Here is a 25,485-nt window from a genome sequence, read left to right as displayed (position 1 = left end):
GGAGCGAGGCGCGGGCCGCTGCCTGGTTGCCGTTCCGGCACCGCGCCGGCGCGTCCGATAGCCATTCCGGCAAAGGATCATCATGCACATCAGGATCGCCATGCGTATCCTGATGGTCACCGACGCATGGCGGCCGCAGGTCAATGGCGTGGTGCACACGCTGGAACGCCTTACCGAGGCGCTGAAACCCTTCGACGTCGAGCTCGATTTCCTGACGCCGAACCGCTTTCGCACCTTGCCGATGCCGACCTATCCCGACATCCGGCTCGCATTGGCGACGCCGGGCCATGTCGCGCGCATGATCGACGCCGCCAAGGCCGACCACATCCACATCGTCACCGAAGGTCCGCTCGGCATCATGGCGCGCCGGCATTGCCGAAAGGTGGGCCGCCCCTTCACCACCAGCTACCACACGCGCTTTCCCGAATATCTCAGCGCCCGCCTGCCGGTGCCGGAGCGCTGGGCTTACAGCTGGCTGCGCGACTTCCACAATTTAGGACAGGGCACGCTCGTCGCGACGCAATCGCTGGCGGACGATCTCGCGACACGCGGCTTCACCAAGCTGAGGCCCTGGACACGCGGCGTCGACACCGACCATTTCCGGCCCGACAAGCGCAAGGAAACCGGCTTCCCCCGCCCGGTTTTCCTGTGCGTCGGCCGCGTCGCGATCGAAAAGAACCTGACCGCCTTCCTTGATCTCGACCTGCCCGGCAGCAAGGTTATCGTCGGCGAGGGACCGGAGCTGGCAAAGCTCAAGGCGCGCTATCCCAAGGCGCATTTCCTCGGCCATCGCCCGAACGACGAACTGGCCGAGATCTACGCGTCGGCCGATGTCTTCGTCTTCCCGAGCCGCACCGACACCTTCGGCAACGTCATCATCGAGGCACTGGCCAGCGGAACGCCCGTCGCCGCCTATCCGGTGACCGGACCGATCGACATTGTCGGCGATGGCGTCGGCGGAGCCGTGTCGAACGATCTTGGTGAAGCGGCGATGAAGGCGCTTCACGTCGACCGCGCCGAAGCCCGCCAGCGCGCGATGCGCTACAGCTGGCAGGCCTGCGCCGAAATGTTCCTCGACGTGGTCGACGAAGCGCTGGGCATGCCAAGCAAGCGCGCCGATCAGGATCGGCTGGCTCAAGGTCGCCCCAGCCTCGTCCTAGAATAGGCGCCCGCCGTCCGGCACTTTACGCTCGATGGCGCCGAGCACCACCGCGCCTTCTTCATCGGGAAAGCCGAGGGTCAGCACTTCCGACATGAACGGGCCGATCTGGCGCGGCGGGAAATTGACCACCGCGAAGATCTGGCGGCCTACAAGCGTTTCCGGCGCGTAGTATTTGGTGATCTGCGCCGACGACTTCTTCACCCCGATCGCCGGACCGAAATCGATCTTCAGCTTGATCGCCGGCTTGCGCGCCTCCGGAAACGGCTCGGCCTCGACGATCGTGCCGGCACGGATGTCGACACGGTCGAAATCGGCAAAGCTGATTTCGGGCTTGCGCTCGCTGCTGGAACTCATCGGCGATGTCGGTCTGGCTCAGGCGTTTCCATGGGTCTCGAAGAGCACGCTGGACAGCGCGTCCTTGGCCGATGTACCCGACCAGACGACGAACTGGAAGGCCTGGAAATAGCATTCGCAGGCCTCGAGCGCCGAGGACAACAGCACCTCGACCTGCTGGCTCGACGGCTCGACCCCGCCGGCAAGCAGCAGCGACTGCCTGAACATGATCGCGCCTTCCTGTTCCCACAGGTCGAAGTGACCGAACAGCATCTGTTCGTTGATCAGCGACAGCAGCCGCATCACTTCCAGCGCGCGCGTTTCGGGCACCTTGATATCGAAGGCGCAGGCCAGATGCAGCGCCTCGAAATCCTCCATCCAGGAAAAGGAGACATGGTAGTCTGTCCAGCTGCCGGCCACCGAAATCGCAATCTCGTCGTCGCCGGCGCGCTCGAAGGACCAGTCGTTGTTGTGGGCCACCTGCTCGATGACATCCACCGGGTGGATTTCGCGGGAGAATTCGAGTTCGAGGAGTTCCATGAATGCTTCCTGTGTTCAGGGGAGCGCCACACGCTCCGCGGGGCACACACGACGAACAATCTTGTCTAGAACTCGGACGGTCAGGACTTTCCAACGCAAAGACCCCAACCGGACCCCACCGCCCGGCGCATGACCCTGCTTCGAATCATGCAACAAATTCAGTCTATTGATCGGGAGTCGCGTGAACAGCCCAATTTTTCGCACTGCGTCATCCGCATGTGGAAAGGTGGCTGTCACAAAGATTCATGCAATGCCGGTAAGCGATTCACGGCAAAGCGATTTTTCGGATCGCGCTATGTGGAAAAGTTTAACGATTATTTTTTTGCGCGGGGCTTTGCAGCACCCGCAGGTGCGGCCTGCCCGGTCAGTTCGGCGAGCCTGGCCTCGAGCGCCTCGACGCGCGTCGCCAGCTGGATGTTGTCTTCCCTCGCCTTGACCGCCATCTCGCGCACGGCCTCGAACTCTTCGCGCTGCACCACATCCATGGAATTCAGCATGCGCTCGGCCTGGGCCCGGAACGCCGTCTCCACTTCGCGACGCACACCCTGCGCGGCACCCGCGGCATCGGTCATGATCTTTGCGAATTCATCGAGAATGCGGTTCGGTCCGGTCGACATGGCAGATCCTCGCTTGCTTGATTTGACGTAGTGGGGCGCGACGCGGAATGCAAGAACGTTGAGGTTTGATGCCGCCTCTGCGTTGCTATGGCGCATGGCGGTGCCATGCCTGAACAGAGCTATCGCATCGCCCCGACCTGTACTTGAAGCCGCCAAATCGCCTATTGTGCTCGTGTATTGTTCCAGCACTCAGTCAGGATTGACCAATGGCAACGCCCCCGCGCCGACCGACAAACCCGTTCGCAGCCGCGGAAGCCGCCTTCAAGCCCGTCAAAAAGCCCGCGGCGCCAATTCGCGAGGCCGCGGCGGCGCCAAATGTCAGAGAACTTGTTTCGATAAGGATCGATCGCGCTGTACTGGACCACTTCCAGGAAGATGGCCCTGGCTGGCAGGACAGGATCAACGACGCTCTAAGGCAGATTGTCGCCGGCAAACCTCAGGTTTGAAATCGCTCGCCGTGGCGTTCAGAACATCAATCGCCTTGCCTTGACCCTGCCAAAACCCTGCCGCATGGTCCGCGCCCGATAGACGACCGCAACCGGGAGATCCCAGTTTGAGCGAATATTTCCTGCTGCCGCTGGCCTCCCTGCCCTTCCCCAACATCAATCCGGTTATCGTTCAAATCGGGCCGCTGGCGGTGCACTGGTACGGCGTCGGCTATATCGTCGGCATCCTCTTTGCCTGGTGGTACGCCAAACGGCTGGTCACCAATACGCGCCTGTGGCCGGACGGCAAGTTGCCGATGAAGCCCGAGGACCTCGACGACTTCATCGTCTGGGCGGCGATCGGCGTCGTGCTCGGCGGGCGCACCGGCTACGTGCTGTTCTACGACCTGCCGCGCTACATCGCGCATCCGCTCGATATCTTCGCCGTCTGGCAGGGCGGCATGTCGTTCCATGGCGGCCTGCTCGGCGTCATCCTCGCCATGACGCTGTTTTCGCTTAAGCGCCGCATCCACACCTGGACGCTGTTCGACGTGGTGTCGGCCGGCGTGCCGGTTGGGCTAGGCCTCGTCCGCGTCTGCAACTTCATCAATGCCGAGCTTTGGGGCAGGCCGACCGACATGCCCTGGGGCGTCGTCTTCTGCAACGACCGACTCCAGCAGGCGCTTGGCCAATGTCCTGCGGGCCTCGACCCCAGGCATCCGAGCCAACTTTATGAAGCGCTGCTCGAAGGCCTAGTGCTCTTCCTGGTGCTGCGCTTCCTCACCCATTCACGCCTGAAACTGAAGACGCCGCGCTTCGTCGGCGGTGCCTTCATCTGCGGCTACGGCCTGTCACGCATCTTCGTCGAGTTTTTCCGCGAGCCCGACCAGCAACTCGGCTACCTGCTCGGCACCAGTTGGCTGACCATGGGCATGATCCTGTCCACGCCGATGGTGCTGGCCGGCATCTGGGCCATGGTCACCGCAAAGCCGACGGCGCAGCCGCAGGCGGCATGACCCGGCTGAAGGAGCGCATCAAGGGCCTGATCGGCGCGACGGGGCCGATCCCGGTCAGCGAGTATATGGCGCTCTGCCTGTTCGATCCCGACGAGGGCTATTACACGACGCGCGAGCCCTTCGGCGCCGCCGGCGACTTCATCACCGCCCCCGAGATCAGCCAGATGTTCGGCGAGCTAGTCGCCGTCTGGCTCTACCAGGCCTGGCAAGCTGCCGGCCGGCCTTTGCCGGCGACCTTTGCCGAGATCGGTCCCGGCCGCGGCACCTTGATGAAGGATATGCTGCGCACGTGGTCGCGGCTCGACCCGGCGCTCGTGGCCGGCGCCTCCATTGCCATGATCGAGACCAGCCCGCGCCTGGCTGAGATCCAGGAGCAGACGCTTGCAGGCCAAAACGCGGCGCTTGCCTGGCACCAGACCATCGACGTGCTGCCGCGACAGCCGCTCTTCATCGTCGGCAACGAATTGTTCGACGCCGTGCCGATCCGGCAGTTCGTGCATGTCGGCGAAAGCTGGCGCGAGCGCATGGTCGGTCTCGGCGACAATGACGAGCTGCGCTTCTTTGCCGGCGCCGGCTCGCTCGATCCCACGCTGTTGCCCCAAGATGCCTCCGGCGCGCCCGAAGGCGCGATCGCCGAAGTGGCGCCAGCCCGTGTTGCATTGATGTCGGTGATCGCGGGGCGCATCGCTGCCCAGGGCGGCGCGGGCCTCTTTATCGACTACGGTCATTTGCAGCCTGGCATCGGCGACACCTTGCAGGCCTTGCGCCGGCACCGGCATGAAGACGTGCTGGCCGGCCCCGGCGAGGCCGATCTCACATCGCATGTCGATTTCGCCGCGCTTGCGACAGCGGTCCGCCCGCATGGGCTTCGTGTCGAGATGACGACGCAGGGAGAATTCCTGCTTGGCATGGGCTTGATCGAGCGCGCCGGCGCGCTCGGTGCGAACGCCGACGAGCAGGCCCGTCAAGCCATTTCCGACGCGGTCGAACGCCTGGCCGGCCCCGACGCGATGGGTGAGCTGTTCAAGGTGATGAAGATCCTGCCGGCGGCGAGAGCCGCTTGAGATTGGCAGGCGGTCCCGACGCCTGGTCCTGCCAGTCGTCCGAACTTCGCCTTGACGAGACCGCCCCGCACAGACGACAAACCCAACCATGCTGAATCAGACCAGACCCGATCCAGTACGCTCGCCGCTGCTTGAAAAGGCGCAAGGCATGCGCCACGGCTACTTCACCCGCATCGGCGGCGTCTCCGACGGCATCTATCGAGGGCTCAACATCGGCACGGGCTCCAGCGACGACCAGACACTGGTCGCCGAGAACCGGCGGCGCGTTGCCGACTGGATGGGCGTGCCGGCGGATCGTCTGTTGACCGCGCACCAGATCCACTCGCCGGATGTCGTCGTCGCCAGGGAACCCTTCGCGGGCCCTCGCCCGAAGGCTGACGCCATCGTCACCGATCGTCCGGGCATCGCCATCGGCGCCTCGACCGCCGATTGCGGGCCGGTGCTGTTCGCCGACGCCGAGGCGCGTATCATCGGTGCCGCGCATGCGGGCTGGAAGGGCGCCTTCACCGGCGTGCTCGAAAACACCATCACCGCGATGGAAGGCCTCGGCGCCCGTCGCGAGCGCATCGTCGCGGTGCTCGGTCCTTCCATCGGCCCCGACAATTACGAGGTCGGGCCGGAATTCGTCGCCCGCTTCGTCGAGGCCGATACCGGCAATCACCACTATTTCAGGCCGTCGAAGACCGCCGGCCACTCGATGTTCGACCTCAACCAATATACGGTCGACCGGCTGTGCAAGGCGGGCGTGACCGCCGAGGGCCTCGGCCGCTGCACTTACGCGGAAGAAGAGCTTTTCTATTCCTACCGGCGTACCACACACCGCAAGGAAGCGGATTACGGGCGCCAGGTTTCAGCAATCGTCCTGGAGAAAGAGTAATGGCGCTGCATTTCGAACGATCGGAATTCGACGCGCGGCGCGACCGGCTGCTGATCGAGATGGCCGACAAGAAGCTCGACGCCGTGCTCTTGTTCGCGCAGGAGAGCATGTACTGGCTGACCGGCTACGACACGTTCGGCTTCTGCTTCTTCCAGTGCCTGGTGGTGAAGGCCGACGGCTCGATGGTGCTGCTCACCCGTTCAGCTGATCTGAGGCAAGCGCGCCATACCTCGACCATCGAGAACATCGTGCTGTGGACCGACCGCCAGGGCGCCAATCCGGCGATCGACCTGCGCAACCTGCTCAACGACCTCGACCTGCTCGGCGCCCGCATCGGCGTCGAATATGACACCCATGGCCTGACCGCCTACAATGGCCGCCGCGTGGACGAGCAGTTGCAGACTTTCGGCCAGATCGCCGATGCTTCAGGCATCGTCGGCCGGCTGCGCCTGTTCAAGAGCCCGGCCGAAATCGCCAAGGCGGAAAAGGCCGCCAATCTTTCCGACGACGCGCTGGACGCCGCCTTGCCTCTGATCAAGCAGGGCGGCGACGAAGGGCTCATCCTCGCCGCCATGCAGGGCGCGGTCTTTGCCGGCGGCGGCGACTATCCCGCCAACGAGTACATCATCGGCTCTGGCCCCGATGCCTTGCTCTGCCGCTACAAGGCCGGCCGCCGCAAGCTCACCAAGAACGACCAGCTGACGCTCGAATGGGCCGGCGTCTTCCACCACTACCATGCCCCCATGATGCGCACCGTTTTGACCGGCAAGGTGTCGAAGCGCCACCAGGAATTGTTCGACGCTTCCCGTGCCGCCCTGCTCGCGGTCGAAAAGGCGATGACGCCGGGCAACACGTTCGGCGACGTCTTCGACGCGCATGCCCGCACGCTCGAGGCGCACAACCTGACCAAGCACCGGCTGAATGCCTGCGGCTATTCGGTCGGCGCCCGCTTCACGCCGTCCTGGATGGACATGCCGATGTTCTACCAGGGCAATACCGAGCCGATCGCACCGAACATGACGCTGTTCGCGCATATGATCATCATGGACTCCGAGACCGAGACCGCGATGACGCTCGGCCGCACCTACCTGACCACGGAATCGGCGCCCAAGCCGCTGTCGCGCCATGATCTCGACTTGATCGTGCAGTGAATCCATAATGGTTGGTTCACGCGGGGGCGTTCGCCAGTAAGGAGTTTTCAGGCAGATGAGACGATCGCAGGTGTCGACCGTGTCATTGCTTGCGGCGCTGGCGCTTGGCGCCTGCACCAATGCCAAGGACGTCCTGGAGCCTTCGGCCATCACCCCGCCGGCGACCTCGGCCCAGTCTTCGGCCTTCCCGCAGGGCACCTCGACAACGGCCACGTCTCCGACCACGACCGCGCCCGCTCCTTCGACCACGGCGACATCCGTGACACCCGCAACGCCCACCCAGACCGCAGCCCTCGCCAAGACGCGGCTGCAGGTGGCGCCGATCGTAGGCGCATCCGTGGAGGCCGCGGCGCCCTTGACGGCGGAACTGCAGACCCGTGCGAGGCAGCGCGGCCTGACGCTTGTCGGCAGCACGGACCAGACGGCGACGCATGTGTTGAAAGGCTATTTTTCGACGATGTCCGAGGGCAAGGACACGACCGTCATCTATGTCTGGGACATTTACGACCCCTCGGGCAATCGCCTGCACCGCATCAATGGCCAGCAGAAGGCGCCTGCGGCCGGCAGCGGCGAAGGCTGGCCCACGGTGGCGCCCGCGACCATGCAGGCCATTGCCGACCAGACGATCGACCAGTTCGCAGCCTGGCTTGGCAGCGGCGGCGCCGGTTGACTATTGCCGGCCGAACTGTTGCCGGCTTGCGATGTTTTTCCATGTTTGTTGCGGTCGCCGGAGGGATTCCCCACAACGAGGCTTGCAATACCGGCGCGGGCCGCTAAAAGCCCGCATAAAAGGCTCTTGAGAGTCTCTCCGGCCTCTCCATCCTTCACCAGGAACGGTGCATGAAGCTTTTCGCGGGCAATTCCAACCGGGTGCTGGCCGAAGCGGTCGCTCGCTATCTCAACATCCCGCTAGGGAAGGCCAGCGTCAGGCGCTTCGCCGACCAGGAAATCTTCGTCGAAATCCAGGAGAATGTGCGCGGCGAGGATGTCTTCATCCTGCAGTCGACCTCTTATCCGACCAACGACCATCTGATGGAACTGCTCATCATGATGGACGCCTTCATGCGCTCCTCGGCCAGGCGCATCACGGCCGTCATCCCCTATTTCGGTTACGCAAGGCAGGACCGCCGCGCTTCCGGCCGCACGCCGATCTCGGCCAAGCTGGTCGCCAATATGATCGCCCGTGCCGGCGCCGACCGCGTGTTGACGCTCGATCTGCATGCCGGCCAGATCCAGGGTTTCTTCGACATCCCGACCGACAATCTGTTCTCGGTGCCGGTGATGGCCCGCGACGTGAAGGCCAAGTACAAGCAGCTCGGCAATGTCGTCGTCGTATCGCCCGACATTGGCGGCGTGGTGCGGGCGCGTGCGCTGGCCAAGCGCTTCGACGCGCAGCTCGCCATCGTCGACAAGCGCCGCGAGCGTCCCGGCGAGTCGGAAGTCATGAACATCATCGGCGCCGTCGCCGGCAAGGACTGCCTGCTGATCGACGACATCGTCGATTCCGGCGGCACGCTTTGCAACGCGGCCGACGCGCTGCTCGCCAATGGCGCGACCTCCGTCACCGCCTACATTACCCATGGCGTGCTCTCCGGTGGCGCCGTTGCCCGCATCGCCGGATCGAAGCTGCAGGAACTGGTGATCACCGACTCCATCCAGCCGACGCAGGGCGTGCTCGACGCCCCGAACATCCGCGTCATTTCGATCGCCGACCTGATGGGCGAAGCGATCTCGCGCACGGCCACGGAAGAATCGGTGTCGAGCCTGTTCGACTGATTTTTCGCCCTGTCGGGGCGCCCATAGAATCCGAACGACCCGTAGAATCTGAACGACAAGACGTCCTGACATCGTCGCGAAAGGTATGCAGCTGATGCTGAATCGAATCAAAATGGCTGGCGTCGCGGCGACGCTCCTGACAATCGGCGTCGTCGGCACGGCCTATGCACCGACTATTGCTTCGATTTCGACCGCGCGGGCTCAAACGCAATATCTGCCCACCGAAAAGGACTTCATTGGCAAATGGACAATCACTGGGTCCGCTATCCGGCCGCCGCGTGATCTGAAGGAGCCCGCATCGCCCGACATGGAGGCGGCCGCGACGGAATTTCAGCAAACGGTGACGGCGTTCTACGGCGCGTTCGACTATCTGGAGATCACGGCGGACGGCCGTTACAATTTTCACCAACCGGGAGACCCTGCATCGGGATCTTGCGTTTGGTGCGGGACATGGTCCTTCAAAAACGATTCATTGTGGCTTGCGCTGGATACGGCGCCCAGGCTCGACATTTACGCCAAGGGCGGCGACCTCCAGATGACCTACACGGCGGAGCCCGAAAAGACCTCGCGCTATAAGTGGCTGGTTTTCGGCTGGACCAGGGCTGATTGACGATACCTTCGAGTTCGACGGCACGCTGTGAGGCGATCTCGCGCACGTCAACCGAAGAATCGATTGAGCTTGTTCGATTGATCCGAGCGAGCAGTTTCCGCGCCCGGCAAGAATTCGCTGAACGCAGACGCCGAAAGCGGGCGCGCCCCGCAACCGAGGAATCGGTGTCGAGCCTGTTCGATTAATCGGAACTGGTGGCCGCGGGCGCATAGCGCAGCAGCGTCACCCCTTGCGCAAGGCGCTCCGTGCCGAGCGGCTTCAACGCCAGCGACAGGCCGGACCGGAAATACGGCTTGCCGCCGCCCAGCACGACCGGATGCACGTAAAGCCGGTACTCGTCGATCAGGCCGGCACACGCAAGATGCCCGGCAAGCTCGGCGCCGGAGACGGAAATCTCGCCGTCCGTGTCCGCCTTGAGCGCCCTCACCACTGCCTCCGCGTCGCCTTTGACCACACGGGCATTCGGCCCAACCTCCTGAAGCGTGGTTGAAAACACGACCTTCGGCGTTTCTCGCCAGGCGTAGGCAAAATCCCGCTCGACGTCTTCAGCGGCGATCTCGCGCTCGGGGCTGTCCCAGAAACGCATGGTTTCATACATCCTGCGCCCGCAAAGCGCGATCGATGTCCGTCGCATCTCGTCGTTGAAATGCCGATGCAGTTCTTCCTCGGGCACCGGCAGGTCGATGTCCCCGCTCGGCCCGGCGATATAGCCATCCAGCGATGTCAGCATGGCATAAACGATCGTCGCCATGGGAGGCCTCCGATTTCGCTTTCTCGCAAAAGGAACATAACTGATTGCAAATTGCAATCGGAATTGGAACCTTAGGCTGGACCCGGCGCATCGGCTCAGCGCCGCCGGCGCTGCTTCACGCGGCGATCGGACCGCCTGTGCGGCGCGGGTTTTCACCGGCATCGCGCGCGCCGCGCATATAGCCGCGCGGCGAGGCGCCAAGCATGCGCTTGAACATGGTGATGAAGGCCGGCACGCTGTCATAGCCGAGATCGAGCGCCACCCTGGTGATCGGCTCGCCATCGGCGAGCCTCGGCAGCGCCGCGAACAGGCAGGCCTGCTGGCGCCAGGTCGACAGCGACAGCCCGGTCTGGCGATGGAAGGCGCGGGTGAACGACCGGCGGCTCATCCCCGCTTCATCCGCCCATTCGTCGATCGTCGCATGCGGTGAAGGGGCTGCCACGAAGCGCCGGCAAAGCGCCGCGAGCTTCGGATCGGACGGGAAAGGCAGGCCGAGCGGCCGTTCCGGCAGGTTCGGGATCTCGTGCAACAAAAGCCCCATGACGAGCGCGGCGCGCCCCTCGAGCTCGCCGCCCTGCGGCAGCTTCTCCGATTCGACGATCAGGCTGTGCATCAATTCCGTGATGCCGACGACGCGCAACCCTTCCGGCAGGCCGGCAATGGCGTCCGGCATCACATAGACCGAGCGCATCGAGACATCACCCAGCATCTCGACGGAATGCTCGATGCCGGCAGGGATCCACATCGCGTGGTCTGGCGGCACCATCCAGCGCCCGTGCCTGGTCTTCACCAGGACCACGCCAACCAGCGCATGCAGCAACTGGCTGCGGCTGTGGCGGTGCTGCGGCACGTGATAGCCGTCCGGATATTCGGTCGGCAGCGCCACCGCTGGCCCGACGGCCTCTTCCAGCCATTGCCAGCGTGTCTGGTGCAGACGCCCGAGCTCAGCGGCATCGCCTTTGAAGATTTCCCTGCCATGCGGCATCGGAGATGGCCCACTTGCGAAATTATTGGACCAAACCACGAAAGAAGTCGCTTGGCAACAGGCCTATAAGGCGGCCTGCGGTTCGCCGCGAGAAGACCACGGAGCATTTGCCTTGACTGATACGACCGCCACATCCGTCGCCGCGCCGGCGACGGCAAGCAGCACCTCGGCGCAGGCGACGGCCTTTGCCGTCATCCTTTCGGTGAGCTTCTGCCACGGCATCAACGACATCATGCAGTCGCTGCTGCCGGCGATCTATCCGCTCCTCAAGGACAATTACGGTCTCGATTTCTGGCAGATCGGCCTTCTGACCTTCACCTTCCAGGTCACGGCCTCGCTGCTGCAGCCGGTTATCGGCATGGTCACCGACAAGCGGCCCATGCCTTATTCCTTGCCTTGGGGCATGGCTTCGTCGCTGGTCGGCCTGATCGTACTGGCTTATGCCGGCCATTATGTGCTGCTTCTGGTCGGCGCCTCGCTGATCGGCATCGGCTCGGCGATCTTCCATCCGGAATCCTCGCGCATCGCCCGCTTCGCCTCGGGCGGCCGCTTCGGCCTCGCGCAGTCGTTGTTCCAGGTCGGCGGCAATTTCGGCCAGTCGATGGGGCCGCTGCTCGCCGCCTTCATCGTCGTGCCCTTCGGGCAGACCAGCATCTCCTGGTTCGCCGTCGGCTCGCTGATCGGCATCTTCGTGCTTTGGCAGGTCGGCGGCTGGTACAGCCGTATGCGCGCCTCACAGGCCGCTCGCAAGCAGGGTGCCCACGTGTCGCCCTTTCCGCGCAAGAAGGTGATGGGCGCGCTCGCCGTCCTGACGCTGCTGGTCCTGACCAAGAACGCTTATATCGCCTCGCTTGCCAGCTACTACACCTTCTACTCCATGCATAAGTTCGGCGTTTCGGTGCAAACGAGCCAGGTGATGCTGTTCCTGTTCCTCGGCGCGTCGGCGCTCGGCATCCTGCTTGGCGGCCCGTTCGGCGACCGTTACGGACAGAAGGCGATGATCTGGTTCTCGATCGTCGGCGTGCTGCCCTTCACGCTGGCGCTGCCCTACGCCAATCTGGAATGGACGATGGTGCTCACCGTGATGATCGGCCTCATCCTGTCCTCGGCCTTCTCCAACATCGTGGTGTTCGCGCAGGAGCTGGTGCCAGGCCGGGTCGGCACGATCGCCGGCATCTTCTTCGGCTTCGCCTTCGGCATGGGCGGCATCGCCGCCGCGGTGCTCGGCGTCGTCGCCGACATGAAGGGCATCGATTTCGTATTTCAGGTCTGCTCGTACCTGCCCTTCCTCGGTCTGCTGACCCTGTTCCTGCCAAACATGAAGGAAGCGCGAAGGGCCTGATTGCCGGGCACTCCGAACGGCCTCTGAAGATCGAAGCACCCGCCGCTTGGCGGGTGCTTCGTGTTTGGCGACCTGCCTCAGGCCTTGAAGAAGGCCAGCAGGTCGGCGTTGATGACGTCCGCATGCGTCGTTGCCATGCCGTGCGGAAAGCCCTTGTAGACCTTGAGCTCGCCCTTCTTGAGCAGCTTGATCGAGATGAGCGCGGAATCGGCGATCGGCACGATCTGGTCGTCGTCGCCATGCATGACCAACACCGGCACGTCGATTGTCTTCAGGTCCTCGGTGAAGTCTGTTTCCGAGAAGGCCTTGATGCAGTCGTAATGCGCCTTGGCGCCGCCCATCATGCCCTGGCGCCACCAATTGTCGACGACGCCTTCGGAAACCTGGGCGCCGGGACGGTTGAAGCCGTAGAACGGGCCGGCCGGCACGTCGTGGAAGAACTGGGCGCGGTTGGCCGCCAGCGCCGCGCGGAAACCGTCGAACACCTCGATCGGCAGGCCGCCCGGATTGGCCGCCGTCTTCAGCATGATCGGCGGCACCGCGCCGATCAGCACGGCCTTGGCGACGCGGCCGCCCGAGCCATACTTGGCGACATAGCGCGCCACCTCGCCGCCGCCCGTCGAGTGACCGACATGGATGGCGTCCTTGAGGCCGAGATGCGTGGTGAGCTCGGCCACGTCGGCGGCGTAGGTGTCCATCTCGTTGCCGGTATCGGTCTGGCTGGAACGGCCATGGCCGCGCCGGTCATGCGCGACGACGCGGTAACCCTGTCCCAGGAAGAACAGCATCTGGGCATCCCAGTCGTCGCTGCTCAACGGCCAGCCATGGTGGAAGACGACCGGCTGGCCGGCTCCCCAATCCTTGTAGAATATCTGCGTTCCATCCTTGGTGGTGATCGTGCCGCTGCCCGAACCTGGCTTGGTCTGCGAGGTCATCTCAGTCTCCTTTGTTGATATCGCAATAAACAATATCGCGATAATCATCTGATAACGGAGACCGGAACCCTTGTCCACGGAAATATGTATCGCGATATCATTTTTCGTGGTATGCAATAGATGCTCAGTCGGCAAAAGGAATGCGTCGTGCCTCTCCCGTTGGACAATCAGCTCTGCTTCACGCTCTACGCCACCAGCATGGCGATCAACCGCACCTACAAGCCGATGCTGGACGAGATGGGGATCACCTACCCACAATATCTCGTGCTCAACGCACTGGGAGAAACGGACGGCATGTCGGTGGGCAGCATCGCGCATCGGCTGGCCCTGGAATCGAGCACCATCACGCCGCTGGTGAAGCGAATGGAGCAGGCTGGCCTTGTCACCCGCCAGCGCAGCCATACGGACGAGCGCCAGGTGCAGGTCGACCTGACCCCTGGCGGACGAGCCTTGCTCGTCCAATGCAATTGCCTGAACGAGACGCTGATCGAGCGCTCAGGCATGAAACTGGCGGAACTCGATGCCTTGAACCGGCAAATCCAGGCGCTGCGCGATGCGCTGAACGGCGGCCTGGCGGTCGACGCCGCCTAGATGTGCTGAAAACGAGGTCAAGCGCGGCGGAAGGGTTTGCGTCCCGGCACCTTTGGACGGGCTCAGCGGATGCGGGTCACGCCTCGAACCTGACCGGTGGAAGCGGCGGCGCCTCCAGCCCCTGGAACGGATCGCGCCAGGCGTCGATCGCCTCCAGCCGGCCGTACCAGCGCCGGATCGCCGGATAGTCGGCGAGCGGCAACCCGGCGACGTCGTTGAAAGGCAGGAACGTCGCCATGCGGAAGTCGGCATAGGAGATCGAACTGCCGACCAGCCACTCCCGCGCGGAAAGCTCAGGCTCGAGGACCGCCGCGGCTTTATGGAACTGCCTCAGTCCCTCCTCGACCAGCGCCTGATCGATGGGACCGAGCCCATAGCGCTGCTTGGTGCCGCGCTCGAAATGCACCATGTCGCAAGCGAAGGCGAACCGTTCCTTGCCCCAGCTGATCCAGCGGATCATGTCCGGCTCGTCGTCACCGCCGCGCCAGAAATCCGAGCCGACCTCGCGCGAAAGCCGGCAGGCGATGGCGTCGGCCTCCCACAGGCTCCATCCCTGCCCGACCAGGATCGGCAAGGTCAGATTGGGGTTGAGCGCGCGATAGCGTTCGGCCTGCCCCGGCGCCATGGGCGATGCGAACTCGAACGCGATCTCCGCCTTGAGATAGCGCGCCGTCGCGACCGCGAGGCGAGGATTGGGATTGCGGCTGAACAGGAGTTTCATAGTGGTCCCCACGGGTCTGGTTGCATGCCGCAGGACGGCTGAGAACCGCCTGTTCCTACATTTGTCGCAAATGGGATTTCCGGTTTATGCATTCGGTGCTGGAAACCACCCTGCAAGCCTTCCAGCCCAACCGCTTGCGCCCTTGCCCGCCTTCCGCTATAGAGCCGCCACCCGCGTAGACACCCTTGGAGGCAACGCGGAGGAAGGCCGGCCAGGCCTCGCATGATCCCCAGACGCATTTGGATCGCCAAACGCATCGGACAGATCGTGCAGGGCCGCGACGGCTTTCGACGTTTACGGTTGGCCTCGTGCTTGCCGCAAGCGCTCCATAACACGCGAAAGGAAATGCCATGAGCCACGATGCTTACGAGCTCAAGGCCGAAGCGCGCGAACAGGTCGGTAAGGGGTCCGCCCGTGCAGTTCGCCGCAACGGTAAAGTGCCTGCAGTTATCTACGGCGACAAGCAGCCTCCCCTGGCGATTGCGCTCAACTACAAGGATCTCTTCTACAAGATCCATGGCGGCGGGTTCCTGACCACGATCGCCACGATCGATGTCGACGGCAAGAAGATCCAGGTCCTGCCGAAGGATTTCCAACTCGACCCGGTCAAGGATTTTCCTGTCCATGTCGACTTCCTGCGCATCGGCAAGGACACCGAAGTCAATGTCGACGTGCCTGTCCACTTCATCAATGAGGACAAGTCGCCCGGCATCAAGCGCGGCGGCGTGCTCAACATCGTCCGTCACGAAGTCGAGTTCCACTGCCCGGCCAACGCGATCCCGGAATTCATCACCGTCGATCTCACCGGCACCGACATCGGCGATTCGATCCACATCTCGGCGGTCAAGCTGCCGGCCGGCGTCAAGCCGGTCATCTCCGATCGCGACTTCACCATCGCGACCGTTGCCGGCTCGTCGGCGATGAAGCCGGAGACGGAAGCGACCACCGAGCCGGCGGCGACCGAGACGGCGGCCCCGGCGGCCGAAGAGAAGTAATTCTCCGAGCCGGATGATTTCATCCGGCTCCAATCAGAGAATAGAGCATGATGTTTTCCGAAAACCGCTTCACACTTTTCGGCATCATGCTCTAGGTCCGGAGACGGCGATGCTTGTCTTTGCAGGCCTCGGCAATCCGGGCGCGAAATACGAAAACAACCGGCACAATGTCGGCTTCATGGCGGCGGACGCGATTGCCCGCCGCCATTCCTTTTCGCCGTGGTCGAGAAAATTCCAGGGCCTGATCTGCGAAGGCACGCTCGGCGGCGAGAAGGTGCTGCTGATCAAGCCGCAGACCTTCATGAATCTCTCCGGACAGTCGGTCGGCGAAGCGCTGCGCTTCTATAAGCTCGAACCTTCCGCCCTCACCGTCTTCTATGACGAGATCGACCTTGCCGCCGGCAAGCTTCGGGTCAAGGTCGGCGGCGGCTCCGGCGGCCATAACGGCATCCGTTCGCTCGACCAGCATGTCGGCAACGCCTTTCGTCGGGTGCGCATTGGCGTCGGCCATCCCGGCGTCAAGGAGATGGTGCACGGCCATGTGCTCGGCGATTTCGCCAAGGCCGACCGCGAATGGCTCGATGTCCTGCTGGCGGCAATCGCCGACGACGCCGGTCTGCTGGCCAAGGGCGACGACAGCTCGTTCATGAACCGCGTCACGCTCGCCTTGCGCGACAAGCTCGTGCCGACCGGCGATGACGACCGCCCGCCGCCCAAGCCGCCGAAGCAGCAAAGCCATGTCCGCCAGGCGCGCCCGCAACAGCCGGCGGCAAAACTTCCCGAAAGCGGCCCGATGGCCGCCATGCTGAAGAAGCTGTTTGGAAAAGACTAAAGGGCGGCGCGTCCGCGCGGGATCGCTCAGCGGCATCGCACCCGGGCCACAAGTGAGATCGGCATGGCGGACAGTGTTTCGGATATCGCGGCACGCGCCAGAAACTCGGCCTGGCCGGGGACTTCGCCGCGGGTCACGCGCTGATCGACCAGGCCTGTCGTCTGGCCGGCGACGATCCGCAAGCCCGCGCGCTCTGCGCCCTCGAACGCGGTCGCCTCTACAATTCCGCCGGCGAGCGCGAGACGGCGCGGCCGCTGTTCGGCGAAGCCTGGCGACTGGCGCGGGCAGCCGGAGCTCGTGCATTGGCCGCGGATGCCGCGCATATGCTGGCAATCGTCGGTACGCTTGACGACGCCGTCGAATGGACCGCGACGGCCCTTGCCCATATCGGCGAGCATCCGGAGGCCGGTATCTGGCGTGGCCCCCTGCTCAACAATCTCGGCTGGTCCTATTTCGACGCCGGCCGGCTCGCGGATGCATTGGCGCTGTTCGAGCAGGCGGTCGAGCTGCGCCGCTCGGCCGGCGAGAAACGCGAGCTGCGCATCGCGCGCTATGCCGTGATCAGGACGTTGCGTGCGCTGGAGCGCCTGGAAGAAGCCCACCGGCTTGCCGAAGAAACCGCAGCTGCGGCGGCCGCCGACGGCGCGCAGGCGCCTTATGTGCTGGAGGAGCTGGCCGAATGCCGCGCCCGTCTCGGCGACTTGGACGGCGCTCGCGACAGCGCCCGAGAGGCGCTGGCTGTGCTGGAGAAGGACCAGGCCTTCGTCCGCAGCGAACCGGAGCGTCTCGCCCGGCTGCGCCAGCTTGCGCGGTGATCCGGCGATAACCAGATTAGCGGCCGTGAGGCGGCCGATCGGGGCTTGACGTTCGTCACCCCTATCGCCCATAGCCCTCACCAAAATCGAATTCCGACAGGACTGGACGAACATGGGTTTCAAATGTGGCATCGTTGGCTTGCCCAACGTCGGCAAGTCGACGCTGTTCAATGCGCTGACCAGGACGGCGGCCGCGCAGGCCGCCAACTATCCTTTCTGCACCATCGAGCCGAACACCGGCGAGGTGGCGGTGCCGGATCCGCGCCTGCAGAAGATCGCGGCGATCGGCAAGTCGAAGGAGATCATCCCGACCCGCATCTCCTTCGTCGACATCGCCGGCCTGGTGCGCGGCGCCTCGAAGGGCGAAGGGCTGGGCAACCAGTTCCTCGCCAACATCCGCGAGGTCGACGCCATCGTGCATGTGCTGCGCTGTTTCGAGGATGACGACATCACCCATGTCGAAGGCCGCATCGACCCTGTCGCCGACGCCGAGACGGTCGAGACCGAGCTGATGCTCGCCGACCTCGAAAGTCTCGAGCGCCGCATCGCCCAGATCCGCAAGCGGGCCGCAGGCAAGGACAAGGAAGCCATGGCCGTCCTGCCGATGATGGAGGCCGCGCTTGAACTGCTGCAGGCCGGCAAGCCGACGCGCTTCCTGTTGAACGGCATCGCGGCGGAGGATCTGCGCATCCTGCAGGGGCTGAACCTGCTCACCTCGCATCCCGTTCTCTATGTCTGCAACGTCGCCGAGGCGGACGCCGCCACCGGCAACGAACACACGCACGCGGTGGAGAAGATGGCCGCCGCGCAGGGCGCCGGCACGGTGGTGATCTCGGCGGCGATCGAGGCGGAAGTTGCCCAGCTTTCCGACGAGGAGGAAATGGAGTTCCTTGCGTCGATCGGCCTCGATGAGCCGGGCCTCAACAAGGTGATCCGCGCCGGCTACGAACTCCTGCATCTGATCACCTATTTCACCGTCGGGCCGAAGGAGACGCGCGCCTGGACGATCCACAAAGGCGATAAGGCGCCGCAGGCGGCCGGCGTCATCCACACCGACTTCGAACGTGGCTTCATCCGCGCCCAGACGATCTCCTACAACGACTTCGTAACGCTGGGCGGCGAGGTGGCCGCCAAGGAAGCCGGCAAGGCGCGCGACGAAGGCAAGGAATATGTCGTCCAGGACGGCGACATCATGCTGTTCAAGTTCAACACCTGATTCCCTTTCGGTGCCGCTACCGCCCGCTGTCTTGACCTTGTGATATCACGGGGCTAGTCGGCTATTGCAGGCGGTGTTTCGCCGGCAATCCCGGTGCAATCGAACGAAACCCTTTCCGGCAAGGGAGACCCGGCGATGATAAAAACCTTCGTCGTGGACAATGATCGCCTGCGCCTCACCGAGGACCTTGCGGCCGATGGCGACAGGGTCGTCTGGGCCGATCTCTTCAACCCGACCAAGGAGGAAGAGGCGCGCGTCGAGGGCTGGCTGGGCATTGCCATCCCGACCCGCGAGGAGATGGAGGAGATCGAGATTTCGAGCCGCCTCTATATCGAGGACGGCGGCTACTTCATGACCGCCGTGCTGCCGGCGCAGACCGAGGCCGACGATCCCTTGATGTCGCCGGTGACCTTCGCGCTTGCCGGCAAGAGGTTGATCACCATCCGCTACCACGAACCCAAAGCCTTCAAGACCTTCCCGCTGCGCGCCGAAAAGGTGGCGACCGGCTGTACCAGCGGCGACACCATCCTGATCGGTCTTCTGGAAGCGATCGTCGATCGCCTGGCCGACATCCTCGAGCGCGCCGGCCGTGAGGTCGAAGTGATCTCGCGCGACATCTTCGAAGCCCGCTCGACCAAAGCCTCGAAGCGCAACCGCGATTTCCAGGAGCTCCTGAAAGGCATCGGCCGCAAGGAGGACATCGCTTCCTCGGTCCGCGACAGCCTGATCTCGCTGCAGCGCCTTGCCGGCTTTCTTGCCCATGTCGCCGCCCAGACCAAGATGAGCAAGGATGTGCGCGCCCGCATCAAGACGCTGTCGCGCGATGTGCTCTCGCTTGCCGACCATGCCACCTTCCTGTCGCAGAAGATCTCCTTCCTGCTCGATGCCACGCTTGGCATGATCTCGATCGAGCAGAACGCCATCATCAAGATCTTCTCGGTCGCCGCCGTCATCTTTCTGCCGCCGACGCTGGTCGCGTCGATCTACGGCATGAATTTCGACATCATCCCCGAGCTCAAATGGGAGTTGGGCTATCCCTTCGCCATCGGCCTGATGGTGGTCTCGGCGATCCTGCCCTTTTGGTATTTCCGCCGCCGCGGCTGGCTCTGACGGTGTTTGCCGGCGACGGCTGGCTTACCAGAAATCACTTGACCAAATCGCCATTGGCCTTCATCCGGGGTGCCCGACCTACGGATCGCACGTCGTCAACCGGATTGTCAGCATGACCGGAAAGACCTGGGCCTATGAGGATTTTGTCGAGGGCGCCTCGCTGGACATCGGCAGCAAGGACGTAAAAGCTGCCGAAATCATCGAATTCGCCAGCGAATTCGATGCCCAGCCGATGCATCTCGACGAGGAAGCCGGCAAGGCGAGCATCCTTGGCGGGCTTTCGGCTTCGGGCTGGCACACCTGCGCGATGTTCATGCGCATGCTGTGCGACGCCTTCCTGCTCGATTCGACCTCGCAGGGCTCCCCCGGCATCGAGCATGTGAAATGGAAGAAACCGGTTCTGGCCGGCGACCGGCTGACCGGCACGGTCACCATACTGTCCAAGCGCCAGTCCAAATCGAGGCCGCAGCTCGGTTTGATCACCATGCGCAGCGAGCTCGTCAACCAGCGCGGCGAAAGCGTCTTCGAGCTGGAGAACACCGGTATGTTCCTGACCCGCGGGGCCGGGGCATGACCCTCGACGAATTCTTCCTGATCGGCCAGACCGTCACGCTCGGCTCGCATAAATTCGAGGCCGACGAGATCAAGGCGTTCGCCAGGAAATACGATCCGCAGGTCTTCCACGTCGACGAGGAGGCGGCGAAGAACAGCGTGCTTGGCGGGCTCTGCGCCTCCGGCTGGCACACCGCCGCCACCTGGATGAAATACAATCTCGAAAAGCGCATGGAGACAGAGGGCGTGCGCTGGACCGGCCCCGGCCCGCAACCCGAATTCGGCCCCTCGCCCGGCTTCCGCAATTTGAAATGGCTGAAGCCGGTCTATGCCGGCGAGACGGTGACCTTCACGCGCACCGCCTTGGCCCACCGCCCGCTTGCCGGGCGTCCGGGCTGGAACCTGCTCACGCTGCGCTGCGAGGCCTCCGATTCGACCGGCGACAAGGTCATCGAGTTCGACAGCGCCGTGCTGGTGAAGGTGGAGTAGTGAATGGTGAATGGTGAATGGTGAGTAGTGTGTAGTGTGTAGTGTGCGCGGATAAATTCGACGCTTATCATCGAATAGCCATTCACTATTCACTATTCACTATTCACTATTCACTATTCACTATTCACTATTCACTATTCACTACTCACCACCGACTAATGCCCCTCGAACCCGATCAGCGTCCTGACCGGCACGTCGAGCGCTTCCAGCTTCTTGCGGCCGCCGAGGTCCGGCAGGTCGATGACGAAGCAGGCCGCGACGATGTCGGCGCCGATCTGCCTGAGCAGCTTCACCGCCGCTTCCGCCGTGCCGCCGGTGGCAATCAGGTCGTCGACCACGATCACCTTCTCGCCCGGCGAGACGCCGTCCTTGTGCATCTCCATCTCGTCCAGCCCGTATTCGAGGCTGTAGGCCACCCGCACCGTCTCATAAGGCAGCTTGCCCTTCTTGCGGATCGGCACGAAGCCCGCCGAAAGCTGGTGCGCCACGGCGCCGCCCAGGATGAAGCCGCGCGCCTCGATGCCGGCGATCTTGTCGATCTTCAGCCCGGCATAGGGATGCACCAGCTCGTCGATGGCGCGGCGAAAGGCGCGCGCATTGCCGAGCAGCGTGGTGATGTCGCGAAACAGGATGCCGGGCCTGGGGTAATCCGGAATGGTGCGGATGGCCGCAAGCAGCGTGTCTTCGAGGGAGGATTTCATCGAGGCTTTCCGCGTGTCCGGCTGTCGGATTTGACGGCGTCGGCCATTGCTGCCGACGCGACCGACAAGGGCTACCGCGATGTTACGCCAGAGACAAGCACATCCGGCAAAGGATCAGCCCCTGAACGGCCTCGGCCATAATGAAAAGGGCGCCTGCGAAGGCGCCCTTCGAAAAGCAGACGAGATCGCCGCGACTACATGCCGAGATCCGAGCGCAACTCGGAGCGCGCCACTTCGTATTCGGCCTTGAAATCGGGGCGGTTGAGCAGGACCGCGGCAATGACGCTGCCGGAAATCTTGCCCATCTCGATATCGGACGGATAGTGGATGCCGCCGACCACGCGGTTATGGGCATATTCGGCCGCGCGCGCCATGATCTCAGCGCGCTTTTCCGGAACCATGTCGGCGAGGATGATGCCCATCATGGTGCCGACCGTCGCATGACCCGACGGCCAGGAACCGGAGCTCGACAGCTTGACGACCGGCTTGACCAGGTCGCTGAGCTGATGTGGGCGCGGACGCTTCCAGACATCCTTGGCCGGATCGACGACGGCGCCTTCGGTCGCCACGACGCGATCGAAGAAGGCGCTGAACTTCGGCAGCGTTTCCTTGTTGAACTTCGGCCCCATGACATCCGCGAAGCGCCAGACATTCTCTTCGGCATCGGCGATGGCGCGCTTTTCCATTTCCGGCGTGCGCGTCACCTGCAACGTCAGCACCTCGCCGAGCTCGGCTTTGGTTTCCGCCGAATCATTGGCTGGCGGCGGCGGCAGGATCATCGTCAGGTCGATGTCCTTGTTGGTGACGAAAGGCTGGGCTTCGTCAGCATGGGCGGCGTATCCAGTGACGAGCAGCAGGAAGCCGGCAGCGAGCGAGACGTATCCTCTCATGGGTGTGATCCTTTGATGAGGGCAAGGCAGGATCACCGCCCGCGATGACGGCCATGTGACATGGTCCGGTTTACGCATGCCGAAATGCAAGAAGGGCGCCTTGCGGCGCCCTTCTTGGATTGCGTGCGGTCGATAGCGCCTCAGTGCGCCACGTCGGCCCACACGCGGCGCTTGGTCATGTAGATCAATGCGCCGAACAGCAGCAGGAACGCCAGCACGCGGAAGCCGGTCTTCTTGCGGTCTTCCATATGCGGCTCTGCCGCCCATGCCAGGAAGCTCGCCACATCGCGAGAATACTGATCGACTGTCTGCGGCGCGCCGTCGTCATAAGTCACCTGACCGTCGGAGAGCGGCTTCGGCATCTTCAGCGACACGCCCGACATGAAATACGGATTGTAGTGCGTGCCTTCCGGGATGACCATGCCGGCGGGCGGCGTCTGATCGTAGCCGGTCAGCAGCGAGTGGATGTAGTCCGGGCCACCCGCATCATACTGGGTGAAGATGTCGAAGACGAACTGCGGAAAACCGCGCTCGACGCCGCGCGCCTTGGCGAGCAGCGACATGTCCGGCGGAGCGGCCCCGCCATTGGCAGCTGCCGCGGCCTCTACATTCGGGAACGGCGCCGGGAAATGGTCCGACGGCTTGCCGGGACGATCGAACATGTCGCCGGCATCGTTGGGGCCGTCATGGATCGTGTAGCTCGCGGCCAGCGACTTGATCTGGGCCTCGGAATAGCCGAGGTCCGACAGCGTGCGGAACGCCACCAGATTCATCGAATGGCAGGCCGAGCAGACTTCCTTATAAACCTTGAGGCCGCGCTGCAGCTGCGCCTTGTCATAGGTTCCGAACGGGCCGGTGAAGCTCCAGCTCATTTCCTTCGGCTCGTTGATCGGGAAATGCGTCGGCGCGGCCGCGTTGTGTTCCTCTTCAGCGGCTATTGCCGCGGTGCCGGCAGCCACAAGGCCGATCAGCGCCAGCGAGGTGAGAATCTTCTTCATGCCAAATCCCCTTAGATTCTCTACCGCTCAGCCCTTGGTCTGTGGTGCGGCCGTAGCGCCCGCCGGATGCCCGCTGCCGCCTTTGTTCTTCTCCAGCACCGCCTCGGTGATCGAGTTCGGCAGCCTGCGCGGCGTCTCGATCAGGCCGAGCACCGGCATGATGATCAGGAAGAAGGCGAAGTAGAAGAGCGTGGCCATCTGCGCCATGAACACATAAGCGCCTTCCGCCGGCTGCGAGCCAAGCCAGCCAAGCAGGATGGCGTCGGCCACGAACAGCCAGAAGAACAGCTTGTACCACGGGCGGTACACTGCCGAGCGCACCTTGGAGGTATCGAGCCACGGCACCAGGAACAGCATGGCGATGGCGCCGAACATGCACAGCACGCCGCCGAGTTTGGAGTTGATCGGCCCGACGTTGAAGGTGATGGCGCGCAGGATCGCGTAGAACGGCAGGAAGTACCATTCCGGAACGATGTGGGCCGGCGTCTTCAGCGGGTTGGCGACGATATAGTTGTCGGCATGGCCGAGATAATTCGGCAGGTAGAAGATGAAATAAGCAAAGACGAACAGGAACACGATCATGCCAAACGCGTCCTTGATGGTCGCATAGGGCGTGAACGCCACGGTGTCGGTCTTCGACTTGACCTCGATGCCGGTCGGATTCGACTGGCCCACGACATGCAGCGCCCAGACGTGCAACACCACCACGCCGGCGATCATGAACGGCAACAGGTAGTGCAGCGCGAAGAAGCGGTTCAGCGTCGGATCGTCGACGGCGAAGCCGCCGAGCAGCAGCTGCTGGATCCAGTTGCCGACCAGCGGGATGGCGCTGAAGAAGCCGGTGATGACGGTGGCGCCCCAGAAGCTCATCTGGCCCCAGGGCAGCACATAGCCCATGAAGCCGGTCGCCATCATCAGGAGGTAGATGATGCAGCCGAGGATCCACAGGAGCTCGCGCGGCGCCTTGTAGGAGCCGTAGAAGAGGCCTCGGAAGATATGCAGGTAAACGGCGATGAAGAAGAACGAGGCGCCGTTGGCATGCAGATAGCGCAGCAGCCAGCCCGAATTCACGTCGCGCATGATCTTCTCGACCGAATCGAAGGCGAGAGTGGTGTCGGACGTGTAGTGCATGGCCAGCACGATGCCGGTCAGGATCTGCGAGACCAGCATGATCGACAGGATGCCGCCGAACGTCCACATGTAGTTGAGGTTGCGCGGCACCGGATAGGCGACGAAGCTGTCATAGATCAGCCGCGGCAGCGGCATGCGGGCGTCGAACCAGCGCTCGATACCGGTCTTGGGCGTATAGGTCGAGTGTCCCTCGCTCATCGAAATATCCCCTGCCTCAACCGATAAGGATCTTGGTATCGGAAATGAACTTGAATACCGGGATCGCCATGTTCTCCGGCGCCGGGCCTTTGCGGATGCGGCCGGCGGTGTCGTATTGCGAACCGTGGCACGGGCAGAACCAGCCGCCGAAATCGCCTTCCTGGCCGAGCGGGATGCAGCCGAGATGGGTGCAGACCTGCACCATCACCATCCAGGCTTCCTTGCCGGGCGTGGTGCGGTTGGCGTCGGTCGCCGGCGCGTCGGACGGCAGGTTGGCATTGCGCGCGATCGGATCCTTGAGATCGGCGAGATTGACGGCCTCGCCGTCTTTCATTTCCTTTTCGGTGCGGTTGCGCACCACCACCGGCTTGCCGCGCCACTTGACGATCAGCGAGCTGCCCGGCTGCAGCGAGGAGACATCGACCTCGACCGAGGCCAGCGCCAGCGTCGAGGCGTCGGGACGCATCTGGTCGATGAACGGCCACGCGACGGCTCCAGCGCCGACAACGGCGGCCATGCCGGTGGCTACATAGAGAAAATCGCGACGGTTGGGATCGTGGATGTCGGTTGCGCTCACGGGTGCCTGATCCTTTCGCCTCTTCCTAACCGGAGGCCGAGCCTTGTCCCCGCTCAATCGCACCTGCCCGACAGCGCATGGCGAA

The 25,485-nt window shown here is 63.5% G+C and carries 31 protein-coding genes; 18 read left to right on the top strand and 13 right to left on the bottom strand.

What is annotated here, in order from left to right:
* Positions 1 to 100: 100 nt before the first annotated feature.
* Positions 101 to 1,165, top strand: coding sequence for a glycosyltransferase family 4 protein (locus AC0YKC_RS11270; RefSeq protein WP_488511143.1), 1,065 nt, complete (start codon positions 101 to 103; stop codon positions 1,163 to 1,165).
* Here AC0YKC_RS11270 and AC0YKC_RS11265 read toward each other — a convergent pair.
* From AC0YKC_RS11265 to AC0YKC_RS11255, 3 genes are all read right to left on the bottom strand, one after another.
* Positions 1,157 to 1,516 carry a tRNA-binding protein gene (locus tag AC0YKC_RS11265; protein ID WP_488511093.1) on the bottom strand — a complete coding sequence of 120 codons (360 nt, stop codon included), beginning with the start codon at positions 1,514 to 1,516 and terminating at the stop codon, positions 1,157 to 1,159. The genes AC0YKC_RS11270 and AC0YKC_RS11265 overlap by 9 nt on opposite strands.
* 18 nt (positions 1,517 to 1,534) lie before the next feature.
* Positions 1,535 to 2,035, bottom strand: coding sequence for a type III secretion system chaperone family protein (locus AC0YKC_RS11260; RefSeq protein WP_320293395.1), 501 nt, complete (start codon positions 2,033 to 2,035; stop codon positions 1,535 to 1,537).
* 314 nt (positions 2,036 to 2,349) lie between these two features.
* Positions 2,350 to 2,652 (bottom strand): accessory factor UbiK family protein, encoded by a 303-nt coding sequence (locus AC0YKC_RS11255; protein WP_224636597.1) that lies wholly within the window; start codon positions 2,650 to 2,652, stop codon positions 2,350 to 2,352.
* 206 nt (positions 2,653 to 2,858) lie between these two features.
* Here AC0YKC_RS11255 and AC0YKC_RS11250 point away from each other — a divergent pair, with 206 nt between their 5' ends.
* From AC0YKC_RS11250 to AC0YKC_RS11215, 8 genes are all read left to right on the top strand, one after another.
* A complete protein-coding gene (locus tag AC0YKC_RS11250) occupies positions 2,859 to 3,098 on the top strand; it encodes a BrnA antitoxin family protein (protein ID WP_320293394.1) in 240 nt (79 codons plus the stop codon).
* Positions 3,099 to 3,205: 107 nt separating this feature from the next.
* Entirely contained in the window at positions 3,206 to 4,093 is an 888-nt protein-coding gene (lgt, locus tag AC0YKC_RS11245) for a prolipoprotein diacylglyceryl transferase (RefSeq protein WP_488511092.1), read from the top strand.
* Positions 4,090 to 5,157, top strand: a complete 1,068-nt coding sequence (locus AC0YKC_RS11240) for a class I SAM-dependent methyltransferase (RefSeq protein WP_488511091.1) — start codon at positions 4,090 to 4,092, stop codon at positions 5,155 to 5,157. Before lgt ends, AC0YKC_RS11240 begins: the two co-directional genes overlap by 4 nt.
* Before the next feature lie 88 nt (positions 5,158 to 5,245).
* The gene (gene pgeF / locus AC0YKC_RS11235) at positions 5,246 to 6,034 is read left to right on the top strand and encodes a peptidoglycan editing factor PgeF (protein WP_488511090.1); all 789 of its coding nucleotides are present in this window, start codon (positions 5,246 to 5,248) and stop codon (positions 6,032 to 6,034) included.
* Positions 6,034 to 7,185, top strand: coding sequence for a M24 family metallopeptidase (locus tag AC0YKC_RS11230; protein ID WP_320293390.1), 1,152 nt, complete (start codon positions 6,034 to 6,036; stop codon positions 7,183 to 7,185). Before pgeF ends, AC0YKC_RS11230 begins: the two co-directional genes overlap by 1 nt.
* A 55-nt stretch (positions 7,186 to 7,240) precedes the next feature.
* Positions 7,241 to 7,855, top strand: coding sequence for a hypothetical protein (locus tag AC0YKC_RS11225; RefSeq protein WP_320293389.1), 615 nt, complete (start codon positions 7,241 to 7,243; stop codon positions 7,853 to 7,855).
* Positions 7,856 to 8,025: 170 nt separating this feature from the next.
* On the top strand, positions 8,026 to 8,961 hold the full coding sequence (locus AC0YKC_RS11220) for a ribose-phosphate pyrophosphokinase (protein WP_434723708.1): 936 nt from the start codon (positions 8,026 to 8,028) through the stop codon (positions 8,959 to 8,961).
* Positions 8,962 to 9,055: 94 nt separating this feature from the next.
* Positions 9,056 to 9,571, top strand: coding sequence for a hypothetical protein (locus AC0YKC_RS11215; protein WP_320293768.1), 516 nt, complete (start codon positions 9,056 to 9,058; stop codon positions 9,569 to 9,571).
* A gap of 181 nt (positions 9,572 to 9,752) precedes the next feature.
* Here the strand turns inward: AC0YKC_RS11215 and AC0YKC_RS11210 are convergent, their stop codons facing one another.
* Together AC0YKC_RS11210 and AC0YKC_RS11205 are read right to left on the bottom strand one after the other, a co-directional pair.
* A complete protein-coding gene (locus tag AC0YKC_RS11210; protein ID WP_488511089.1) occupies positions 9,753 to 10,322 on the bottom strand; it encodes a dihydrofolate reductase family protein in 570 nt (189 codons plus the stop codon).
* A 115-nt stretch (positions 10,323 to 10,437) separates the two neighbouring features.
* A complete protein-coding gene (locus tag AC0YKC_RS11205) occupies positions 10,438 to 11,307 on the bottom strand; it encodes an AraC family transcriptional regulator (protein ID WP_488511088.1) in 870 nt (289 codons plus the stop codon).
* Between the two features lie 112 nt (positions 11,308 to 11,419).
* Between AC0YKC_RS11205 and AC0YKC_RS11200 the strand changes: the two genes are divergently transcribed.
* Positions 11,420 to 12,649 carry an MFS transporter gene (locus AC0YKC_RS11200; protein ID WP_488511087.1) on the top strand — a complete coding sequence of 410 codons (1,230 nt, stop codon included), beginning with the start codon at positions 11,420 to 11,422 and terminating at the stop codon, positions 12,647 to 12,649.
* 77 nt (positions 12,650 to 12,726) lie between these two features.
* Here the strand turns inward: AC0YKC_RS11200 and AC0YKC_RS11195 are convergent, their stop codons facing one another.
* Positions 12,727 to 13,584: an alpha/beta fold hydrolase gene (locus AC0YKC_RS11195; protein WP_488511086.1), complete on the bottom strand. Its 858-nt coding sequence runs from the start codon at positions 13,582 to 13,584 to the stop codon at positions 12,727 to 12,729.
* Between the two features lie 147 nt (positions 13,585 to 13,731).
* Between AC0YKC_RS11195 and AC0YKC_RS11190 the strand changes: the two genes are divergently transcribed.
* Positions 13,732 to 14,175, top strand: a complete 444-nt coding sequence (locus AC0YKC_RS11190; protein ID WP_320293383.1) for a MarR family winged helix-turn-helix transcriptional regulator — start codon at positions 13,732 to 13,734, stop codon at positions 14,173 to 14,175.
* Positions 14,176 to 14,251: 76 nt separating this feature from the next.
* Here AC0YKC_RS11190 and AC0YKC_RS11185 read toward each other — a convergent pair whose 3' ends face one another.
* Positions 14,252 to 14,896, bottom strand: a complete 645-nt coding sequence (locus AC0YKC_RS11185) for a glutathione S-transferase family protein (RefSeq protein ID WP_488511085.1) — start codon at positions 14,894 to 14,896, stop codon at positions 14,252 to 14,254.
* 350 nt (positions 14,897 to 15,246) lie between these two features.
* On the opposite strand from AC0YKC_RS11185, the gene AC0YKC_RS11180 reads away from it, so the two are divergent.
* On the top strand, positions 15,247 to 15,891 hold the full coding sequence (locus tag AC0YKC_RS11180) for a 50S ribosomal protein L25/general stress protein Ctc (RefSeq protein WP_320293381.1): 645 nt from the start codon (positions 15,247 to 15,249) through the stop codon (positions 15,889 to 15,891).
* A gap of 109 nt (positions 15,892 to 16,000) precedes the next feature.
* Positions 16,001 to 16,723, top strand: coding sequence for an aminoacyl-tRNA hydrolase (gene pth / locus AC0YKC_RS11175; RefSeq protein ID WP_320293380.1), 723 nt, complete (start codon positions 16,001 to 16,003; stop codon positions 16,721 to 16,723).
* Positions 16,724 to 16,749: 26 nt separating this feature from the next.
* Here the strand turns inward: pth and AC0YKC_RS11170 are convergent, their stop codons facing one another.
* Entirely contained in the window at positions 16,750 to 17,046 is a 297-nt protein-coding gene (locus AC0YKC_RS11170) for a hypothetical protein (RefSeq protein ID WP_488511084.1), read from the bottom strand.
* Here AC0YKC_RS11170 and AC0YKC_RS11165 point away from each other — a divergent pair, their 5' ends adjacent.
* The 5 genes from AC0YKC_RS11165 (at position 17,047) to AC0YKC_RS11145 (ending at position 20,905) form a co-directional block, all read left to right on the top strand.
* Positions 17,047 to 17,538: a tetratricopeptide repeat protein gene (locus AC0YKC_RS11165; protein WP_488511083.1), complete on the top strand. Its 492-nt coding sequence runs from the start codon at positions 17,047 to 17,049 to the stop codon at positions 17,536 to 17,538. It abuts the gene before it with no gap.
* 112 nt (positions 17,539 to 17,650) lie between these two features.
* On the top strand, positions 17,651 to 18,754 hold the full coding sequence (gene ychF / locus AC0YKC_RS11160) for a redox-regulated ATPase YchF (RefSeq protein WP_488511082.1): 1,104 nt from the start codon (positions 17,651 to 17,653) through the stop codon (positions 18,752 to 18,754).
* A 135-nt stretch (positions 18,755 to 18,889) separates the two neighbouring features.
* A complete protein-coding gene (gene corA / locus AC0YKC_RS11155) occupies positions 18,890 to 19,864 on the top strand; it encodes a magnesium/cobalt transporter CorA (RefSeq protein ID WP_320293377.1) in 975 nt (324 codons plus the stop codon).
* Positions 19,865 to 19,976: 112 nt separating this feature from the next.
* Positions 19,977 to 20,438 carry a MaoC family dehydratase gene (locus AC0YKC_RS11150; protein WP_320293376.1) on the top strand — a complete coding sequence of 154 codons (462 nt, stop codon included), beginning with the start codon at positions 19,977 to 19,979 and terminating at the stop codon, positions 20,436 to 20,438.
* Positions 20,435 to 20,905: a MaoC family dehydratase gene (locus AC0YKC_RS11145; RefSeq protein ID WP_320293375.1), complete on the top strand. Its 471-nt coding sequence runs from the start codon at positions 20,435 to 20,437 to the stop codon at positions 20,903 to 20,905. Before AC0YKC_RS11150 ends, AC0YKC_RS11145 begins: the two co-directional genes overlap by 4 nt.
* A 155-nt stretch (positions 20,906 to 21,060) precedes the next feature.
* Here the strand turns inward: AC0YKC_RS11145 and AC0YKC_RS11140 are convergent, their stop codons facing one another.
* The 5 genes from AC0YKC_RS11140 to petA all read right to left on the bottom strand — a co-directional run bounded on the left by AC0YKC_RS11140 (position 21,061) and on the right by petA (position 25,400).
* Positions 21,061 to 21,606 (bottom strand): adenine phosphoribosyltransferase, encoded by a 546-nt coding sequence (locus tag AC0YKC_RS11140; protein ID WP_488511081.1) that lies wholly within the window; start codon positions 21,604 to 21,606, stop codon positions 21,061 to 21,063.
* A gap of 194 nt (positions 21,607 to 21,800) precedes the next feature.
* Positions 21,801 to 22,496 (bottom strand): acid phosphatase, encoded by a 696-nt coding sequence (locus AC0YKC_RS11135; RefSeq protein WP_488511080.1) that lies wholly within the window; start codon positions 22,494 to 22,496, stop codon positions 21,801 to 21,803.
* Positions 22,497 to 22,636: 140 nt separating this feature from the next.
* Entirely contained in the window at positions 22,637 to 23,494 is an 858-nt protein-coding gene (locus AC0YKC_RS11130) for a cytochrome c1 (RefSeq protein ID WP_434723717.1), read from the bottom strand.
* 27 nt (positions 23,495 to 23,521) lie between these two features.
* Positions 23,522 to 24,823 (bottom strand): cytochrome b, encoded by a 1,302-nt coding sequence (locus AC0YKC_RS11125; RefSeq protein WP_488511079.1) that lies wholly within the window; start codon positions 24,821 to 24,823, stop codon positions 23,522 to 23,524.
* Between the two features lie 16 nt (positions 24,824 to 24,839).
* Positions 24,840 to 25,400 carry a ubiquinol-cytochrome c reductase iron-sulfur subunit gene (gene petA / locus AC0YKC_RS11120; RefSeq protein ID WP_042647595.1) on the bottom strand — a complete coding sequence of 187 codons (561 nt, stop codon included), beginning with the start codon at positions 25,398 to 25,400 and terminating at the stop codon, positions 24,840 to 24,842.
* Positions 25,401 to 25,485 lie beyond the last annotated feature (85 nt).

This window comes from Mesorhizobium sp. CNPSo 4661, assembly GCF_057784215.1.
The sequence above is the reverse complement of the archived record's forward strand: the minus strand, read 5'-3'. Positions and strand labels throughout refer to the sequence as shown.

What these genes read in the sequence shown, in the direction of transcription:
- AC0YKC_RS11270 (WP_488511143.1), top strand. Translation starts at nt 101, where the DNA reads ATGCGTATCCTGATGGTCACCGACGCATGGCGGCCGCAGGTCAATGGC.
- AC0YKC_RS11265 (WP_488511093.1), bottom strand. Translation starts at nt 1,516, where the DNA reads ATGAGTTCCAGCAGCGAGCGCAAGCCCGAAATCAGCTTTGCCGATTTC.
- AC0YKC_RS11260 (WP_320293395.1), bottom strand. Translation starts at nt 2,035, where the DNA reads ATGGAACTCCTCGAACTCGAATTCTCCCGCGAAATCCACCCGGTGGAT.
- AC0YKC_RS11255 (WP_224636597.1), bottom strand. Translation starts at nt 2,652, where the DNA reads ATGTCGACCGGACCGAACCGCATTCTCGATGAATTCGCAAAGATCATG.
- AC0YKC_RS11250 (WP_320293394.1), top strand. Translation starts at nt 2,859, where the DNA reads ATGGCAACGCCCCCGCGCCGACCGACAAACCCGTTCGCAGCCGCGGAA.
- AC0YKC_RS11240 (WP_488511091.1), top strand. Translation starts at nt 4,090, where the DNA reads ATGACCCGGCTGAAGGAGCGCATCAAGGGCCTGATCGGCGCGACGGGG.
- pgeF (WP_488511090.1), top strand. Translation starts at nt 5,246, where the DNA reads ATGCTGAATCAGACCAGACCCGATCCAGTACGCTCGCCGCTGCTTGAA.
- AC0YKC_RS11230 (WP_320293390.1), top strand. Translation starts at nt 6,034, where the DNA reads ATGGCGCTGCATTTCGAACGATCGGAATTCGACGCGCGGCGCGACCGG.
- AC0YKC_RS11225 (WP_320293389.1), top strand. Translation starts at nt 7,241, where the DNA reads ATGAGACGATCGCAGGTGTCGACCGTGTCATTGCTTGCGGCGCTGGCG.
- AC0YKC_RS11220 (WP_434723708.1), top strand. Translation starts at nt 8,026, where the DNA reads ATGAAGCTTTTCGCGGGCAATTCCAACCGGGTGCTGGCCGAAGCGGTC.
- AC0YKC_RS11215 (WP_320293768.1), top strand. Translation starts at nt 9,056, where the DNA reads ATGCTGAATCGAATCAAAATGGCTGGCGTCGCGGCGACGCTCCTGACA.
- AC0YKC_RS11210 (WP_488511089.1), bottom strand. Translation starts at nt 10,322, where the DNA reads ATGGCGACGATCGTTTATGCCATGCTGACATCGCTGGATGGCTATATC.
- AC0YKC_RS11205 (WP_488511088.1), bottom strand. Translation starts at nt 11,307, where the DNA reads ATGCCGCATGGCAGGGAAATCTTCAAAGGCGATGCCGCTGAGCTCGGG.
- AC0YKC_RS11195 (WP_488511086.1), bottom strand. Translation starts at nt 13,584, where the DNA reads ATGACCTCGCAGACCAAGCCAGGTTCGGGCAGCGGCACGATCACCACC.
- AC0YKC_RS11185 (WP_488511085.1), bottom strand. Translation starts at nt 14,896, where the DNA reads ATGAAACTCCTGTTCAGCCGCAATCCCAATCCTCGCCTCGCGGTCGCG.
- AC0YKC_RS11180 (WP_320293381.1), top strand. Translation starts at nt 15,247, where the DNA reads ATGAGCCACGATGCTTACGAGCTCAAGGCCGAAGCGCGCGAACAGGTC.
- pth (WP_320293380.1), top strand. Translation starts at nt 16,001, where the DNA reads ATGCTTGTCTTTGCAGGCCTCGGCAATCCGGGCGCGAAATACGAAAAC.
- AC0YKC_RS11170 (WP_488511084.1), bottom strand. Translation starts at nt 17,046, where the DNA reads ATGCGCGGCATCCGCGGCCAATGCACGAGCTCCGGCTGCCCGCGCCAG.
- AC0YKC_RS11165 (WP_488511083.1), top strand. Translation starts at nt 17,047, where the DNA reads ATGCTGGCAATCGTCGGTACGCTTGACGACGCCGTCGAATGGACCGCG.
- ychF (WP_488511082.1), top strand. Translation starts at nt 17,651, where the DNA reads ATGGGTTTCAAATGTGGCATCGTTGGCTTGCCCAACGTCGGCAAGTCG.
- corA (WP_320293377.1), top strand. Translation starts at nt 18,890, where the DNA reads ATGATAAAAACCTTCGTCGTGGACAATGATCGCCTGCGCCTCACCGAG.
- AC0YKC_RS11150 (WP_320293376.1), top strand. Translation starts at nt 19,977, where the DNA reads ATGACCGGAAAGACCTGGGCCTATGAGGATTTTGTCGAGGGCGCCTCG.
- AC0YKC_RS11145 (WP_320293375.1), top strand. Translation starts at nt 20,435, where the DNA reads ATGACCCTCGACGAATTCTTCCTGATCGGCCAGACCGTCACGCTCGGC.
- AC0YKC_RS11140 (WP_488511081.1), bottom strand. Translation starts at nt 21,606, where the DNA reads ATGAAATCCTCCCTCGAAGACACGCTGCTTGCGGCCATCCGCACCATT.
- AC0YKC_RS11135 (WP_488511080.1), bottom strand. Translation starts at nt 22,496, where the DNA reads ATGAGAGGATACGTCTCGCTCGCTGCCGGCTTCCTGCTGCTCGTCACT.
- AC0YKC_RS11130 (WP_434723717.1), bottom strand. Translation starts at nt 23,494, where the DNA reads ATGAAGAAGATTCTCACCTCGCTGGCGCTGATCGGCCTTGTGGCTGCC.
- AC0YKC_RS11125 (WP_488511079.1), bottom strand. Translation starts at nt 24,823, where the DNA reads ATGAGCGAGGGACACTCGACCTATACGCCCAAGACCGGTATCGAGCGC.